The sequence below is a fragment of the Erythrobacter sp. SD-21 genome (assembly GCF_000181515.1).
Taxonomy (GTDB): domain Bacteria; phylum Pseudomonadota; class Alphaproteobacteria; order Sphingomonadales; family Sphingomonadaceae; genus Qipengyuania.
The window spans coordinates 634,425-650,237 of sequence record NZ_ABCG01000001.1 but is presented as its reverse complement, the minus strand read 5'-3'; the positions used below and the strand labels follow the sequence as shown (position 1 = coordinate 650,237).

General features: G+C 63.8%; 20 protein-coding genes. 12 read left to right on the top strand and 8 right to left on the bottom strand.

The genetic code is table 11. From position 1 onward, the window contains the following. Positions 1-8: 8 nt before the first annotated feature. From purL to ED21_RS03190, 3 genes are read right to left on the bottom strand one after another with little or no spacing between them, the layout of a single operon-like run. Positions 9-2,243: a phosphoribosylformylglycinamidine synthase subunit PurL gene (purL, locus tag ED21_RS03200; RefSeq protein WP_006832391.1), complete on the bottom strand. Its 2,235-nt coding sequence runs from the start codon at positions 2,241-2,243 to the stop codon at positions 9-11. Between the two features lie 49 nt (positions 2,244-2,292). Beyond that, positions 2,293-2,973 carry a hypothetical protein gene (locus ED21_RS03195; protein ID WP_006832390.1) on the bottom strand — a complete coding sequence of 227 codons (681 nt, stop codon included), beginning with the start codon at positions 2,971-2,973 and terminating at the stop codon, positions 2,293-2,295. A 14-nt stretch (positions 2,974-2,987) separates the two neighbouring features. After that, entirely contained in the window at positions 2,988-3,383 is a 396-nt protein-coding gene (locus ED21_RS03190) for a DUF2177 family protein (RefSeq protein ID WP_006832389.1), read from the bottom strand. Between the two features lie 64 nt (positions 3,384-3,447). On the opposite strand from ED21_RS03190, the gene ED21_RS03185 reads away from it, so the two are divergent. The 12 genes from ED21_RS03185 to ED21_RS03130 all read left to right on the top strand — a co-directional run bounded on the left by ED21_RS03185 (position 3,448) and on the right by ED21_RS03130 (position 12,993). Then, a complete protein-coding gene (locus tag ED21_RS03185) occupies positions 3,448-3,702 on the top strand; it encodes an exodeoxyribonuclease VII small subunit (RefSeq protein ID WP_006832388.1) in 255 nt (84 codons plus the stop codon). 11 nt (positions 3,703-3,713) lie between these two features. After that, positions 3,714-4,613, top strand: coding sequence for a polyprenyl synthetase family protein (locus ED21_RS03180; protein WP_156787264.1), 900 nt, complete (start codon positions 3,714-3,716; stop codon positions 4,611-4,613). Next, positions 4,613-5,125, top strand: a complete 513-nt coding sequence (gene coaD, locus ED21_RS03175; RefSeq protein WP_006832386.1) for a pantetheine-phosphate adenylyltransferase — start codon at positions 4,613-4,615, stop codon at positions 5,123-5,125. Before ED21_RS03180 ends, coaD begins: the two co-directional genes overlap by 1 nt. Positions 5,126-5,208: 83 nt before the next feature. Beyond that, positions 5,209-5,889 carry a peptidylprolyl isomerase gene (locus ED21_RS03170; RefSeq protein WP_034921299.1) on the top strand — a complete coding sequence of 227 codons (681 nt, stop codon included), beginning with the start codon at positions 5,209-5,211 and terminating at the stop codon, positions 5,887-5,889. Between the two features lie 84 nt (positions 5,890-5,973). Beyond that, positions 5,974-7,002 (top strand): tRNA preQ1(34) S-adenosylmethionine ribosyltransferase-isomerase QueA, encoded by a 1,029-nt coding sequence (queA, locus tag ED21_RS03165; RefSeq protein WP_006832384.1) that lies wholly within the window; start codon positions 5,974-5,976, stop codon positions 7,000-7,002. A gap of 9 nt (positions 7,003-7,011) precedes the next feature. Continuing rightward, positions 7,012-7,953 carry an ABC transporter ATP-binding protein gene (locus ED21_RS03160; RefSeq protein WP_006832383.1) on the top strand — a complete coding sequence of 314 codons (942 nt, stop codon included), beginning with the start codon at positions 7,012-7,014 and terminating at the stop codon, positions 7,951-7,953. Continuing rightward, on the top strand, positions 7,950-8,714 hold the full coding sequence (locus ED21_RS03155) for an ABC transporter permease (RefSeq protein ID WP_006832382.1): 765 nt from the start codon (positions 7,950-7,952) through the stop codon (positions 8,712-8,714). Before ED21_RS03160 ends, ED21_RS03155 begins: the two co-directional genes overlap by 4 nt. A 115-nt stretch (positions 8,715-8,829) precedes the next feature. Continuing rightward, on the top strand, positions 8,830-9,387 hold the full coding sequence (locus tag ED21_RS03150) for an outer membrane protein (protein WP_006832381.1): 558 nt from the start codon (positions 8,830-8,832) through the stop codon (positions 9,385-9,387). Between the two features lie 99 nt (positions 9,388-9,486). Beyond that, a complete protein-coding gene (locus ED21_RS03145; RefSeq protein WP_006832380.1) occupies positions 9,487-10,437 on the top strand; it encodes a YdiY family protein in 951 nt (316 codons plus the stop codon). Positions 10,438-10,442: 5 nt separating this feature from the next. Continuing rightward, complete coding sequence (tgt, locus tag ED21_RS03140; protein ID WP_006832379.1) at positions 10,443-11,576, top strand: tRNA guanosine(34) transglycosylase Tgt; 1,134 nt, start codon at positions 10,443-10,445, stop codon at positions 11,574-11,576. Continuing rightward, complete coding sequence (locus ED21_RS03135; RefSeq protein ID WP_006832378.1) at positions 11,576-12,271, top strand: SDR family NAD(P)-dependent oxidoreductase; 696 nt, start codon at positions 11,576-11,578, stop codon at positions 12,269-12,271. The genes tgt and ED21_RS03135 overlap by 1 nt, the downstream gene beginning before the upstream one ends. Further along, positions 12,268-12,993, top strand: coding sequence for a M50 family metallopeptidase (locus ED21_RS03130; RefSeq protein ID WP_006832377.1), 726 nt, complete (start codon positions 12,268-12,270; stop codon positions 12,991-12,993). Before ED21_RS03135 ends, ED21_RS03130 begins: the two co-directional genes overlap by 4 nt. Positions 12,994-12,997: 4 nt before the next feature. On the opposite strand, the gene ED21_RS15585 is transcribed toward ED21_RS03130, so the two are convergent. The 5 genes from ED21_RS15585 to ED21_RS03105 all read right to left on the bottom strand — a co-directional run bounded on the left by ED21_RS15585 (position 12,998) and on the right by ED21_RS03105 (position 15,751). Continuing rightward, positions 12,998-13,168, bottom strand: a complete 171-nt coding sequence (locus ED21_RS15585) for a hypothetical protein (protein ID WP_198005798.1) — start codon at positions 13,166-13,168, stop codon at positions 12,998-13,000. A 149-nt stretch (positions 13,169-13,317) separates the two neighbouring features. Then, positions 13,318-13,932 carry a 30S ribosomal protein S4 gene (rpsD, locus tag ED21_RS03120; protein WP_006832375.1) on the bottom strand — a complete coding sequence of 205 codons (615 nt, stop codon included), beginning with the start codon at positions 13,930-13,932 and terminating at the stop codon, positions 13,318-13,320. Between the two features lie 152 nt (positions 13,933-14,084). Beyond that, positions 14,085-14,726 carry a phosphoribosylanthranilate isomerase gene (locus ED21_RS03115; RefSeq protein WP_006832374.1) on the bottom strand — a complete coding sequence of 214 codons (642 nt, stop codon included), beginning with the start codon at positions 14,724-14,726 and terminating at the stop codon, positions 14,085-14,087. Between the two features lie 6 nt (positions 14,727-14,732). Next, a complete protein-coding gene (pyrF, locus tag ED21_RS03110) occupies positions 14,733-15,407 on the bottom strand; it encodes an orotidine-5'-phosphate decarboxylase (RefSeq protein ID WP_006832373.1) in 675 nt (224 codons plus the stop codon). Next, complete coding sequence (locus tag ED21_RS03105; RefSeq protein WP_198005797.1) at positions 15,404-15,751, bottom strand: DUF1049 domain-containing protein; 348 nt, start codon at positions 15,749-15,751, stop codon at positions 15,404-15,406. The genes pyrF and ED21_RS03105 overlap by 4 nt, the downstream gene beginning before the upstream one ends. Positions 15,752-15,813 lie beyond the last annotated feature (62 nt).

Genomic DNA, 15,813 nt, shown 5'->3' with positions numbered 1-15,813 from the left:
AGCCTAGCTCAGTTCTCCATCCACTCGTCGAAGAAGCTGCGGTGTGCGGCGCGCATTTCGTCGATCGAATTGCCGAACAGCGTGGAGCCGCCGGTCTTGCCGATGCGGCGGAAACCGATGGACGCTGTCTCGTCGTTCTCCGTACCCTCGGCAAGCGCTTCGTTGAGCGCCTGCGTGTCGGGGACAGTGATCACGTATCGGCCCTGATCTTCACCGAACCACCATGCAGCCTTCGAATACTCCTCGTTCCAATCGACATCGGCGCCGATACCGCCAGCTATGGCCATTTCGGCCAGCGCGATGGCGAGGCCGCCGTCCGAGACATCGTGGACCGCGCTGACAAGACCGTCGGCAATGAGCTGGAGGATGATCTTGCCCGCGTTCTTCTCGACTGTGAGATCGGTTGGCGGGGTACGGCCTTCGTCGCGGCCGTGGATTTCCTTGAGCCAAAGCGATTTGCCGAGGTGCGAACGTTCCGGATCGGCGGTTGCCCATTCCTCGGCATGGATGAGGTAGATTGCCTCGCCCTCGGCCTTGAACGGCATGGTCATCATGTGGTCGTAGTCGTCGATCAGGCCAACGCCGCCGATGGCGGGGGTAGGCAGGATGGCCGAACCGCCGCCGGTCGCCTTGCTCTCGTTGTAGAGGCTGACGTTGCCGCTCACTACGGGGAAGTCGAGCACGCGGCAGGCGCGGCCCATGCCTTCCAGCGCGTGGACGAACTGCGCCATGATTTCGGGGCGCTGCGGGTTGGCGAAGTTGAGGCAGTTGGTCACCGCCAGCGGTCGCGCGCCCACTGCGCAGAGGTTGCGATAGGCCTCGGCAATTGCCTGCTTGCCGCCTTCATAAGGGGCAGCGTGGACATAGCGCGGGGTGCAGTCGGTGCTGATCGCCAGCGCCTTCTTCGTGCCGTGCACGCGCACCACGCCTGCATCGCCACCGGTCTGGAGCGTGTCCGCGCCGACCTGGCTGTCGTACTGCTCGGAAATCCACTTGCGCGACGAGAGGTTGGGCGAGGCAAGCAGCTTCATCAGGTCGCCGCCGACATCGTCCGTGTCCGGGCGATTGGTCATCGGAGCGACGCCAGCCCACGTCGTGTATTCTTCTTTCGAAAGGTAAGGGCGATCGTATTCGGGCGCATCGGCTGCGAGAGGACCGAGCGGAATGTCGCAGACAACTTCGCCGCCGAATTCGAGGACCATGTGCTGCGTATCGGTAACTTCGCCGATGACTGCGAAATCGAGCTCCCACTTCTCGAAGATCGCCGCCGCCATCGCTTCCTTGCCAGGCTTCAGGACCATGAGCATGCGTTCCTGGCTCTCGCTCAGCATCATTTCGTAAGGCGTCATGCCCTCTTCGCGGCAGGGAACCTTGTCCATGTCGAGGCGGATGCCGGCCTTGCCGTTGGTCGCCATTTCGACGCTGGAGGAGGTGAGGCCTGCGGCGCCCATATCCTGGATCGCGACGATCGCGTCGGTCGCCATCAGTTCGAGGCACGCTTCGATGAGCAGCTTCTCGGTGAAGGGGTCGCCCACCTGCACCGTGGGGCGCTTGGCGTCGGCGTCTTCCTCGAAATCGGCGGACGCCATGGTCGCGCCGTGGATACCGTCGCGCCCGGTCTTGGAGCCGACATAGACGATCGGGTTCCCGACGCCGGTCGCTGCGCTGTAAAAAATCTTGTCGGCATCGGCGACGCCCACCGTCATCGCGTTGACGAGGATATTGCCATCATAGGCCGGATTGAAATTGGTCTCGCCGCACACAGTCGGCACGCCAACGCAATTGCCGTAGCCGCCAATGCCTGCGACCACGCCCTGCACGAGGTGCTTCATCTTGGGATGGTCGGGACGGCCGAAGCGCAGCGCGTTGGCGTTCGCCACCGGGCGCGCGCCCATAGTGAAGACGTCGCGCAGGATGCCGCCGACGCCGGTCGCCGCGCCCTGATAGGGTTCGATGTAGCTCGGGTGGTTGTGGCTCTCCATCTTGAAGATGGCCGCCTGCCCGTCGCCGATATCGATCACGCCCGCGTTCTCGCCCGGTCCGCAGATCACCCACGGCGCCTCGGTTGGAAGCTTCTTAAGGTGGAGCCGCGAGGACTTGTAGGAGCAGTGCTCGCTCCACATGACCGAAAAGATGCCCAATTCCACGAGGTTGGGCTCGCGGCCGAGGGCGTGCAGGACGCGGTCGTATTCTTCTTCGGAGAGGCCGTGCTGGGCGACGATGTCGGGGGTGATTTCGCTCATGGCACGCGCCCTTATAAGGAGCGGGGCCGGGGCGCAATATGGCAGCGTTTCAGATCGGCGGACTGGCGACCCCCAGGCCCAGCTCATTCCGATGCCAGCGGGTCGAACCGACCCACGAGGCGAACACGATCATCAGAGCAAAGGCGAAGAGGCCGAGCAGCAGGAAACCCGGGCCGGCATCGACCGGCTCAGGACCGAACCAGTTGTAGGCCTGGAGCACCAGCATGACGGCGGCGAGGATCAGTGGCGGCAGCGAAGGGCCCTTAGTGCGCTTCACATACCACCAGAAGGCGAGGCCGAAGATGCCCAGTTCCACCGCCATGGCCAGCAGGGGCTGGTTCCACAGGCCCAGCCCGTAGCGCTCCGTCCCTCCGGCAAGGGTCAGGTCGGGACGGTGGCTTACCCAGTCGAGTATCCAGTGTGAAAGCACCACGATGGCTGCCCAGGTCGCCGCCACCGCGTTGCGCAGGACGATCGCCACGATCAGCCCGAAGGCCACGGCCCAGGCGGCCGTGCCGGCAAGACTGTGGGTTATTGGGTAATCGTAGAGGTCGAGCGGGTTCATCGCTGTAATTCCGGGCGTGATCCGCAAATGCTCCACGCCGCCCATGACCAGCAGGAAGAAGGCGATATCGACCATCTGCGCCGCAACGAACAATGTGCCCAATTTGGGCGCTTCGCTGGTAATGGCTCGCGCGGCGAGGGCAGGGGCGAAATGTCCGATGAACATCGAGAAAGGCTACCTCAGGCGAGCTTGCTGGCGGCAAAGGTGGCGATGGTCGCCGCGACCGAGGTGGCGAAGGCGCCCCAGCAGATGTCGGCAATCGTGACCGTGGTCGACCAGTGTTTCAACGTAGCTTGGTTGGTGAGGTCGTAGGTCGCGTAGCAGATCGCGCCGAGCAACGCGCCGTTGAGCGCGGCGGACCCGAGGCCGCCGGCAAGGCCGGGCCGCACCGCGAACCACACGATGGCCGCGACATAGGCCGCGTAGAAGACCAGTGCGGGGACCATCCGGAAGATGTCGGCAAGCAGGTCGCCCAGCTTCGGACGGTAGAAATTCGGGCCGGCCCAGCCAAGCCACAGCGCATCGAGCGCGCCAAAAGCCAGCGCAGCCGCGATAAAAGCGATAATCCACGTCATAACCGCTCCCCGTGTTTTGCATCTTCTTGACCGCGCGGCTGCGCCCCGTCAATGCTCCCTCGCCATGGCAGAGGGTCAAGACAAACCGATCGGCGAGATGAGTTTCGAAGAGGCTCTGCGTGCGCTGGAGATCACCGTGCGCCGACTGGAAAGCGGCGATGTGCCGCTGGACGAGAGCATCGCGCTCTACGAACGCGGCGAGGACTTGCGCAAGGCGTGCCAGGCGCGGCTCGACGCGGCACAGGCCCGGATCGACAAGATCGTCACCGATGGCGAAGGCAAGCCTTCGGGCACCGTACCCTTCGACGCGGAAGGCTGAGCGTGAACGTCATGACACGGATGCCCGACTTGCTGTCCGACGCTTTCGACCAGGTCCAGCAGGATGTCGATGCTGCTTTCGACGCTTATCTCCCCGTTCCGCAGGACACGCGCGGCCGGCTGGTCGAAGCCATGCGCTATGCGGCCATCGGCGGCGGCAAGCGCGTGCGACCGCTGCTGGTGTGCGCCACTGCAAAGCTCTTCGGTGTCGACCGCGATGCGGCCGTTGCGGCTGGTTGCGCGGTCGAGGCGATCCACGCCTATTCGCTGATCCATGACGATCTGCCCTGCATGGATGACGACGATTTGCGCCACGGCAAGCCGACGCTGCACAAGGTCTATGACGAGGCGACAGCCGTGCTGGCGGGCGATTGTCTCCACGCGCTTGCGTTCGACATTCTCACCATGCCCGGCATCAGCAACGATCCCTTCGTGCGCGCCGAACTAGTGGCGACGCTGGCCAAGGCGAGTGGTCATGAAGGCATGGCAGGGGGCCAGATGATGGATATCGTCTCGGACGAAGAGGAATACGATATTCGGCAGGTCACGCGCCTGCAGCAGCTGAAGACCGGTGCCCTGCTTGCCGCCAGCGTCGAGATGGGCGCTGTCCTCGGCAAGCTTCCGCCCGAAGGGCGCACGCACCTGCGCGCCTATGCACGCGACATTGGGCTTGCCTTCCAGATCGCCGACGATCTGCTCGACGTGGAAGGCGACGAGACCAAGGCCGGAAAGGCGCTGCGCAAGGACGAGGGCCAAGGCAAGCAGACCTTCGTGACCCTCATGGGCCGCGACGCCGCCCGCGCACAGGCCGAAATGCTGATCGATCAAGCCGGGCAGCACCTCGCCAGCTATGGCGAGGACGCGCGCGTTCTGGTGGAACTGGCGCATTTCGTGGCGAAGAGGGATCATTGATGGCTGAACGTAACGGCATTTATCCGGGGACCTTCGACCCCATCACGCTGGGCCATGCGGATATCATCCGGCGCGGCAGCAAGCTCGTCGACCGGCTCATCATCGGGGTCACGACGAACCCGTCCAAGAACCCCATGTTCTCGACCGAGGAGCGTTTCGCCATGGTCGAGCGCGAGATCGCGGCCATGGGGCTGAAGAATGTCGAAGTCGTCGGCTTCAACGCCCTGCTGGTGAAGTTTGCCCAGAAAATGGGCGCGAGCGTTCTCATTCGCGGCCTGCGCGCGGTGGCCGATTTCGAATACGAGTACCAGATGGCCGGGATGAACCAGCAGCTCGACGACGATATCGAGACGGTGTTCCTGATGGCCGACGTTTCGCTCCAGCCGATCGCTTCGCGGCTGGTGAAGGAAATCGCTCTCTTCGGCGGCGATATCTCGCCCTTCGTCAGCAAGGACGTTTGCGAGGATGTGATCGCAAGGGTGGAGGAAAAGGGCCGCCTCGGGGATTACTGACCCGATGGGCCAATCCATTCATTGAACCGACAGCGCCTCGCCGCTAGGGCGTGGTTCATACAGGACAATTCGACGGAATTATGATGCTCAAGTCTTCGCTTGCCCTTGCTGCCGCCGCTCTGACGGCGATTGCACCGATCGCTGCCCATGCGCAGGAGGCCAAGGCCGCACCGGCTTCCACCTTCCGCTATGTGCCGGTCAATTACAGTCTCGAGGAAGACCGCGAGAACATCCTGTTCCTAGACCTGTCCAACGGTCAGCGGGTCGGCATCCGCCTGATGCCCGCTTGGGCGCCCAACCATGTCGAACGCATCAAGACGCTGACGCGACAGGGATTCTACGACGGGATCATCTTCCACCGCGTGATCGAAGGGTTCATGGCGCAGACCGGCGATCCGACGGGCACGGGCCAGGGGGGCAGCCAGCTTTCCGACCTCGAGGAAGAGTTCAATCCGATGCCGCATGTGCGCGGCACGCTTTCGATGGCCCGCGCGGCCAGCGAAGACAGCGCGAACAGCCAGTTCTTCATCGTCTTCTACCCGCGCTTCAATCTCGACCGGAACTACACCAATTTCGGCCGCGTGATTTCGAACATGGGCGCAATCGATGCGATCAATCGCGGTGAACCGCCCGCGAATCCAACCCGCATCCTGCAGGCTTCGCTTGCTTCGGATAACAAGCCGATCCCGGCTCCGATGCCCGCCGCAGCGCCTGCGCTGATGGAAGAAGAAGTCACGCTGGATGATCTGAACGCGTCGAACTGAATTCCGGTTCTCTAGAGCCTGAGGAGCGTCTAGGGGCGCTGCCATGCGCGCTCTTCGACATGCTCAGGATGATCGGATCAACTTATGAAAGTTGACCTCTTCGATTTCGAGCTTCCCAACGAACGCATAGCCTTGCGGCCCGCGCGGCCGCGCGACGCTGCGCGCATGCTCGTCGTGCGCGGGGCAGAGCCCTTTGCCGACCGCACCGTGCTCGACCTTCCCGCCATGCTCGATCCGGGCGATGTGCTGGTCTTCAACGACACGCGCGTCATCCCCGCGCAACTGGAGGGCCGCCGGGGCGAGGCGAAGATCGGGGCGACGCTGCACAAGCGCGTGGACCTGCGCCGCTGGCAGGCCTTCATCCGCAATGCCAAGCGCCTGCGCGTGGGCGAAATCGCGACCTTCGGCGGCGGCGTGACGGCGCTGGCGGAAGAACGGCTGGCCGACGGCAGCTTCATCCTGTTCTTCGAGGGCGAGGAGCCGGTCGAAGTGCTGCTCGAACGCGCCGGCACCATGCCGCTTCCGCCCTATATCGCGGGCAAGCGCGCTACCGATGCGCAGGACCGCGAAGACTACCAGACGATGTTCGCCAAAGAGGACGGTGCTGTCGCCGCCCCGACCGCAGCCCTGCATTTTACCGACCGCCTCATGGGGGCGCTGGCCGAGCGCGGGATCGGGACCGAGACGCTCACGCTCCATGTCGGGGCGGGCACTTTCCTGCCGGTCAAGGCGGACGACACCGAGGACCATCAGATGCACGCCGAGTGGGGCCGCATCGAACAGGACACGGCGGACCGCCTCAACGCTGTGCGCGCAGGCGGTAACCGCGTCATTGCCGTGGGCACCACCAGCCTGCGCCTGCTCGAAAGCGCGACTGGCGAGGACAAGGTGATCCGACCCTTTGCGGGCGATACCGACATCTTCATCACGCCGGGTTATTCCTTCCGCGCCATCGACGGGCTGATGACCAATTTCCACCTGCCCAAGTCGACGCTGTTCATGCTGGTCGGCGCGCTGATGGGCCGCGAGCGTATGCAGGCCGCCTATGCTCATGCGATCGCCACCGAATACCGCTTCTATTCCTATGGTGACTCCTCACTGCTCCTGCCTTAGGCCGGGTTCATGAACGGACCGATCCTCGAGCTTGACGGCCTTTCCAAGGTCTATCCCGGCGGGCTCAAGGCGCTCGACAATGTCGACCTGACGATCCGCAAGGGTGAGATTTTCGCGCTGCTGGGGCCGAATGGCGCGGGCAAGACGACGCTTATCGGGGCGGTCTGCGGTTTGGTCAGGCCGACAGGCGGCACGATCCGGGCCTTCGGCCACGATCTGGCCCGCGACTGGCGCAAGGCGCGCGCGCGCATTGGGTTGGTGCCGCAGGAACTCTCCACCGACATGTTCGAGCCGGTCCAGCGGGCGGTCGCCTATTCGCGCGGCCTGTTCGGGCTCGCCCCTGACCCGGCGCGGATCGAGGAAATCCTCCGATCGCTTAGTCTCTGGGAGAAGCGCGACACCCGGATCATGGCGCTTTCGGGCGGAATGAAACGCCGCGTGCTGATCGCCAAGGCGCTGGCGCACGAACCGGATATTCTCTTCCTCGACGAGCCTACCGCGGGTGTCGATGTGGAACTGCGCAAGGGCATGTGGGCGATCATCGACCAGATGCGCGACCGCGGCGTGACGGTCATCCTCACCACCCACTACATCGAGGAGGCGGAGGGAATGGCCGACCGTGTCGGCATCATCCGCAAAGGGCAGATCATCATGGTCGACGAAAAGGATGCCATGATGGCTCGGCTCGGCCGGACAGAGGCGCATATCGCGCTTGCCCAGCCGCTGGACGAACTGCCGCCCGAGCTGGCAGGCTATCCGATCGAGATCGAGGAGGGCGGCACATCGCTCTGCTATCGCGGCGGCGATGGCACCGGGCGCGGTAAGGAAGAGGTGGCCAATGTCACCAAGGCGCTGATCGCCAGCGGGATCGACTACACCGGCATCGACATTCGCGAGAGCAGCCTCGAAGACATTTTCGTCTCGCTGCTCGGAGAGGAGCAGGCGGCATGATCGGCTGGCGGTCAACCTGGTCCATCTACACGCGCGAACTGATGCGCTTCCTGCGCACGGCCTTCCAGTCGGTGCTGGCGCCCGTGCTGACCACCTCGCTCTATTTCATCGTCTTCGGCGCTGCCATCGGGGGCCGCATGCCCGACCTCGGCGGAGTGGATTACGGCGCTTTCATCATCCCCGGCCTCTTGATGCTCACCCTGCTCGGCGAGACGACCAGCAATTCCAGCTTCGGTATCTACATGCCGCGCTTCACCGGCACGATTTATGAACTGCTGAGCGCGCCTGTCGGCGTGGCGGAAACGCTGATCGGTTTCGTCGGGGCGGCCATGACCAAGAGCCTGATCCTCGCCGCGATCATCCTGCTGACCGCAAGGCTGTTCGTGGACTATTCCATCGCGCATCCGTTGCTGGCAGTGGTCTACATCATGCTCGTGGCCGCGGCCTTCAGCCTGTTCGGTTTCATCCTCGGCATCTGGGCAGACAATTTCGAGAAACTGGGGATCATTCCGATGCTCTTCCTCACTCCTCTGACCTTCCTCGGTGGCACTTTCTATTCCATCGACATGCTGCCCGAGCCCTGGGACACGATCGCTCTAGCCAACCCCATCGTCTACCTCGTCAGCGGCCTGCGCTGGACCTTTTACGGCAGCAGCGACGTGAACATCTGGATCAGCTTTGGCATTACGCTGGCCTTCCTCGCCGCCTGCGTCGCCGTGATCGCCTATATCTTCCGCACGGGGTGGAGATTGCGCCCCTGAACGGAATTTAACGACTCTGACTTTCGCGCAACCGGACTGTTCAGAATCGGGCAAGCCGGACCGTTGCAGACAGCCCTCCGTCCGCACACGGGTCGGACACGAATTGAGGGTAACAATGAAAGCAAAATCCTACCTGCTCGCCGCCGCAAGTGCTGGCGCAGCCTTCGCTCTTCCCACCGCCGCACAGGCGCAGGACGTCCTTCCAGGTGAAGGCTTCGTCGGCGTCCAAGCCGGGGTCCACGATCTCGATGTCGGCGATATCGAGGACGATTTCGACATCGACCTCAACAGCGGCAGCACCATTGCCGGTGTCTTCGCCGGTTACGACATGCCGCTCGGCCCGGGTGCCTTTGTCGGTGCCGAAGTCAATTACACCTTCGGTTTCGGTTCGATCGACAACGAATACGGTATTGCCGGCCGTCTCGGCACGCGCCTTCCGGGCGGAGCCAAGCTCTACGCACGCGGCGGCTACCAGCAGGTCGATTTCGACCTTTCGGAGATCTTTGACATCGAGGACGAGACCTTCTTCGATGGCGTCGACGACAGCGACGGCGACTACATCCTCGGCCTCGGTGCGGATTTCCCGCTCGGCGGCTCGCTGGTTCGCGTCAATCTCGACACCGTCAGCTTCGACACCATCCGCGCCACCGCGGGTGTCGGTTTCAAATTCTGATCGAGCATCCGAAGGCAAACGGGGGCGGGCTTCGCGAGAAGTCCGCCCCTTCGCTTTGCGGGGTGGCGATATTGCCCTCCACACGCTAGCAGGCGCGCCATGTCCATCCTTCGCCGTTCCCTGCTTGCCGCCGCTCTCCTTGCCACCGCCTCCCCGGCCGCGGCCGAGCTGCCCGAAGGCGTGCGCGCGATGATCGATGCGGCCATTGCCACCGGCGATGCGAAAAAGGTCGAGACGGTGCTCGAACTCGCACGCACAACCAATCCAGAAGAGTCTGAAGCGCTCGACGCTATCGAGGCGGAATGGAAAGCCGCTCAGGCCGTGAAACTCGCCCAGGCCAAGGCCGCGAAGGAAGAAGAGGTCCGCACCGCCGGCATGCTCGAACTGTGGACGGGCGAGGGAGAGATCGGCGCGTTTCAGTCGACCGGCAACACCGACAGTCTCGGCATTGCTGCGTCGGTCAAGGCCAAGCGCGAAGGCCTGCGCTGGAGCCACCGCCTCTTGGGTCGTGTCGATTACCAACGACAGGAAGGCCAGGCCAAGCGCGAACAGCTCCTCGCCGCTTACGAACCGCGCTGGCAGTTCAGCGAGGATTTGTTCGTCTACGGCCTCGCCCAGATCGAACGCGACCGGCTGCAAGGCATCACGCGCCGCTACGCCGCCAGCGGCGGTCTGGGCTACAAGGTTTTCGACCGCGAGGGGCTGAAACTGTCGGTTAAGGCGGGCCCTGCCTGGCGCGTCACCGACTATACCGATGGCACCAGCGCCAGCCGCATCGCCGGCCTGTTCGGAGCCGATTTCGACTGGGAAATCGTCAAGGGCCTGACCTTCACGCAGGATGCCAACGCTTTGGCAGAGGGCGGGGGCGAAGTTCAGGTGCTGGTCGATGGCAGCAACACCTCGATCAATTTCGTCAGCGGCCTCGATTTCCGCATCTCGGAAAAGCTGCGTTCGCGCCTTTCTTATGCCGTCGATTACGACAGCAATCCCCCCGAAGGCGCGGTGTCGACCGATACGCTGACGCGCTTCACCATCATCTACGGTTTCTAGGTCCCATGAGCACCCGTTTCGCATTCGATATCCATGCCCGCGACGGCAAGGCGCGTACCGGTACCATCCGCATGCTGCGCGGCGATATTCGCACGCCGGCCTTCATGCCCGTCGGCACGGCCGCCACCGTCAAGGCGATGAAGCCCGAAACCGTGCGCAAGACCGGCGCCGACATCATCCTCGGCAACACCTACCATCTCATGCTGCGCCCCGGCGCGGAGCGGGTGGCCAAGCTGGGCGGGCTGCACCAGTTCATGAACTGGAAGCGCCCAATCCTGACCGACAGCGGCGGTTACCAGGTGATGAGCCTTTCGGACCTGCGCAAGCTCACCGAAAAGGGAGTTGAATTCCGCAGCCATATCGACGGCTCGAAGCATATGCTCACCCCGGAGCGCAGCATGGAAATCCAGCGCCTGCTCGGCAGCGATATCGTGATGGCTTTCGACGAATGCCCGCGCGCAGACCGTCCGCGCGACGAGATCGCCGCGAGCATGGAAATGTCGATGCGCTGGGCCAGGCGCAGCCGCGATGGTTTCGATGCGGGTGGGGAGCATGCCGAACGCTCGGCGCTGTTCGGCATCCAGCAAGGCGCGCTTGACGAGGATCTGCGCAAGATCAGCGCCGAAAAGCTGACCGAGATCGGCTTCGACGGCTACGCCATCGGCGGTCTCGCGGTGGGTGAGGGGCAGGAGGCGATGTTCGCCACGCTCGATTTTGCACCCGCCCAGCTGCCAGAGGATCGCCCGCGCTACTTGATGGGCGTGGGCAAGCCCGACGATCTGGTCGGCGCGGTGGAGCGCGGCGTCGATATGTTCGATTGCGTGTTGCCGAGCCGCTCGGGCCGCAACGGGCAGGCCTTCACCTGGAACGGCCCGCTCAACCTGCGCAACGCGCGCTTTGCAGAGGACCAGGCACCGCTCGACGAACGGTGCAAGTGCGACACTTGCGGGACCTACAGCCGCGCCTATCTCCATCATCTCGTGAAGTCGCAGGAGATTCTCGGCGCCATGCTGATGACCGAGCACAACATCGCCTTCTACCAGCTGCTGATGCAGGCCATGCGCGATGCCATCACAGAAGGGTGCTTCGCGGCGTTTGCGGCCGATTTCCGGCGAGACTATCACGGATCGCGCGACTGATGGAGTGGGCCCGCGCAGCGGTGATCGGCGCCTCGGGCGGGATCGGCGGCGCGCTGGCGGACCAGCTCGAACGGGCGGGGACCAAGGTTTTCCGTCTTGCGCGCAGCTATGCCGGTAAGGCGCATATCGACCTCACCGACGAGGCCACGATTGCCGAGGCAGCCGAGGCGTTGAAGGCGAAGGGACCGCTCGATCTCGTCCTCGTCGCGACCGGCTACTTGCACGAGGATGGGGAAGGGCCGGAGAAGGACTGGCGGCACTTGGACGCCGACGAACTGGCACGTAATTTCGCCATCAACGCGGCCGGTCCGGCCATCGTCGCCAAGCATTTCCTCCCACTGCTGCCCGAAAAAACCCGCGCCGCCTTTGCCGCATTTTCGGCGCGCGTGGGTAGCATTTCCGACAACCGGCTCGGCGGGTGGTATTCCTACCGCGCGAGCAAGGCAGCGCTGAACCAGCTGATCCGTACCTTCTCGGTCGAACTGGCGCGCAAGCGACCCGAGGCGTTCTGCGTGACGCTCCATCCCGGCACGGTGGACACGCCTCTTAGCGAACCCTTCCAGCGCAACGTGCCGGAGGGCAAGCTCTTCACGCCCGACTATTCCTCCGAACGCCTGCTCGAAGTGCTGACCTCGCTGGGGCCGGAGCAGAGCGGGCGCTGTTTCGCATGGGACGGGCAGGAGATCGCGCCGTGACCTATCGCCCTCCGTCCTATTCCAGCACGGCGGGAAAGCAGGAGATCACCCTGCTGGTTTTGCTGGGCGTGATTTCGATCATCCTCTGGCATTCGCCTTATGGCGGCTACTTGCTCTATCCTTTCAGCATCCTTGCCACATGGTTCCACGAGATGGGCCACGGCTTGGCCGCGATAGGCTTCGGGCATGAATTCGAGCGGCTCGTCATTTTTCCCGATGGCTCCGGCTATGCGCTGCACCTCGCTACACAAGAGCCCTCACGGCTTGCGCAGGCATCCATCGCCGCGGCAGGCCTTCTGGGACCGACAGCCGCCGGCAGCGCGCTCATCCTCGCCTCGCGAACCCACCGCGCCACCAAGTCCGCGCTCATCTTGCTCGGTGCTGCGCTGATCGGCTCGACGCTTGTCTGGGTGCGGTCGACCACGGGCTGGGTGATCCTTCCGGGGATGGGCGCGATCTGCCTCGCGCTCGCCTTTTACGGCCGCGAGCAGCACCGCCGTTTCGCCGTCCAGTTCTTGGGCGTGCAGGGCTGCATCTCGATCTATCGGGATTTCGGCTATCTGTTCAGCCGCGGTGGATACATGGAGGGACGGGCGCAAGCGTCGGACACGCAACACATCGCCGAGGCGTTGTTCTTGCCATACTGGTTTTGGGGCGGCCTGATCACGGGCCTGATTTGCGCCATGATCTTTTTCGCCCTCAGGCGCGCTCACCGCCGCTAGGCGATCAACCTGCGGAGTTGTCCCGCATCTCCAGCACAGTCCCGCGATAGGCAATGAAGTGACCCAGCGCATCGGTGAAGCCGGCACCGATCCGATTCGCCTGTCGCTGCGCTTCTGCAAGGGTTGCGTACCATTTCCCGGCGCGTGCGCGGGTCACGAAACGATATTGTGTCATAGTATCATCGAAACGCGATTGGGGCTCTGCGGTTTCCGCCAAACCCTTGAAAATGCGGCGAACTGAGCGAAAAACTTCTTTTTTTGGCGCTGCCAAACGAAAAGGGCGGCCCCGAGGGACCGCCCTTTGCTGTTCCGTTGCCGGACCTCTTAGCGCGAGTAGAACTCGACGACGAGGTTAGGTTCCATCGTGACCGGGTAGGGCACTTCGTCGAGCTTCGGCACGCGGTTGTAGGTCACCTTGTCGTTGCCGTCGGGAGCGACGTAATCGGGAATTTCACGCTCGGGCAGGCTCTGGGCTTCGATGACCAGCGCCATTTCCTTTGCCTTGCTGCCGAGGCTGACAACGTCGCCGACGCGTACGCGGGCCGAAGCGATGTTGGTCTTCACACCGTTGAGGAAGATGTGGCCGTGGCTCACCAACTGGCGGGCAGCGAAAATGGTCGGAGCGAACTTGGCGCGGTACACGACCATGTCGAGGCGCTGTTCGAGCAGGCCGATCAGGTTCTGACCGGTGTCGCCCTTCATGGCCGACGCTTCCTTGTAGGTGCGCTTGAACTGCTTCTCGGTCACGTCGCCGTAGTAGCCCTTGAGCTTCTGCTTGGCGCGCAGTTGCAGGCCGAAGTCGGACATCTTGCTCTTGCGGCGCTGACCGTGCTGGCCGGGGCCATACGAACGCTTGTTGACCGGGGAATTCGGACGACCCCAGATGTTTTCGCCCATCCGGCGGTCGAGTTTGTACTTGGCGCTCTTGCGCTTCGACATAAGTCTTTCCTTCGATTTGCTGAGCCACCCCATTGGCGGCCATCCAACCCGGCATCGCACCACCTGGACCGAGAGGTCCGGGCGCGGCCACCGCTTCACCGGGGTGCGGGGCCAATTAGCGAGGCGCGCGAATAGCAGGATTGTGCATTGCGTCAAGCCTTTCGGGCGGCGTCGCAGAAAGCTTGGATGAGTTGGGGGTGTTTTTCGCCGGGGCCGGATTCCACGCCGGATGAGGTGTCGACCAGCGGCGCGCCAGTCCGGGCGATCGCATATGCGACATTGTCGACCTTCAGTCCTCCGGCAAGGCCCCATCCGGGGCGCCCCTTCCAGCCTTCCAGAAGCTGCCAGTCGAAACTCAGCCCCATGCCCCCCGGCAAGGCGGCGTCCTTCGGTGTCTTCGCATCGAAAAGGACGAGATCGGCCGCGCCGCGGTATTTGTCGGCGGAGGCGACATCCTCGGCAGTAGCCACGGAGACGGCTTTCCACACGGGCAGCCCAAAACGCTCCCGAACTTGCGCGACTCGTTCCGGGGTTTCTTCCCCATGCAGCTGGATGGCATCGAGCCGCCCGGACTGTACGCTTTGGACGATCAGCGCGTCGTCGGCATCGACGAAGAGGCCGACCCGCCCGAGCCTGTCGCCCGCCCGCATGGCCAGCGCGCTGGCCGCATGGCCATCGACATGGCGCGGGGAAGTGGGAAAGAACACGAAGCCAACGAAATCGGCGCGCGCCGCCATCGCGGCATCGAGCGCCTCGACGGTGGAAATGCCGCAGATCTTGATGGCCGCGTTCAAGGTAGCCTACAGCGTCGCCTCGATCGCGCGCGCGGCGGCTTCGGGGTCCTCGGCGCGGCTGATCGGGCGGCCGATGACGAGCACGCTGGCCCCGTCGTCGCGCGCCTGGCGCGGCGTGACGACGCGTTTCTGGTCGCCGATCTCGCTGCCTTCGGGGCGCAGACCGGGGACGACGAAATAGCCGTCCTTCCACTGGTCGTGAACCGACTTGATCTCCTGACCAGAGCAGACGACCCCGTCGAGGCCCGCCGTGTGCGCCGCTTCCGTCAGGCGCATCACGTAATCGTGTGGCGTCCCGGGAAAGCCCATGCGCGAGAGGTCCTGCTCGTCGAGGCTTGTCAGCATGGTCACGCCGACGACCTTGGTGTTTTCGCCTGCGGCGGCCTTGGCGTCTTCCATCATCGCGATGCCGCCGCAGGCATGGATTGTCACGATGGCCGGTTCGAGCACATGGATCGCCTGCATCGCCCCGGCAACGGTGTTGGGGATATCGTGCAACTTGAGATCGAGGAAGATCGGCAGGCCGATCTGCGCGAGCATGTGCACGCCGTGCGCTCCGTGCGCGTTGAAGAATTCCAGGCCGAGCTTGACCCCGCCGACATGCGCCTTGACCTTTTCGGCCAGTGCGACGGCATCCCGCAGGCGCGGCACGTCGAGGGCAAGGTAGATCGGATTGCTCATGGCTTGGTCGTCGGCTCCGGATCGACAGGGTTGGCGGGCTCCGCAGGCGGGTCCTTGCGCACGGGTTCAGGGCGCGTGGGCGCGCTATCCTCGAGCTTGGGCGCGGCCATCTTCTGCGTTGCCATCTCGAGCGCGGAAATGCGCCGCGACTGACGCCAGCGAACGCCGCGGTGATACAGCCACATCGGCAGCAGGCCGAGGAGGAACGACACGATCACCAGCGCCGGCACGCGCGTATCCCAGACGATACCCGGCCATATGCGGACGTCGATCTGCCGGTCCCAGTTGCCGAAGGAAAAGGCGAGTATGCCGACCAGCAACAAAACCCAAAGGATCGTTCTCACGATTTGCATCGTCTTACAGCTCCCCACTCCTGTTTGACGGCGATGCTAGGCGCGGGAAACCG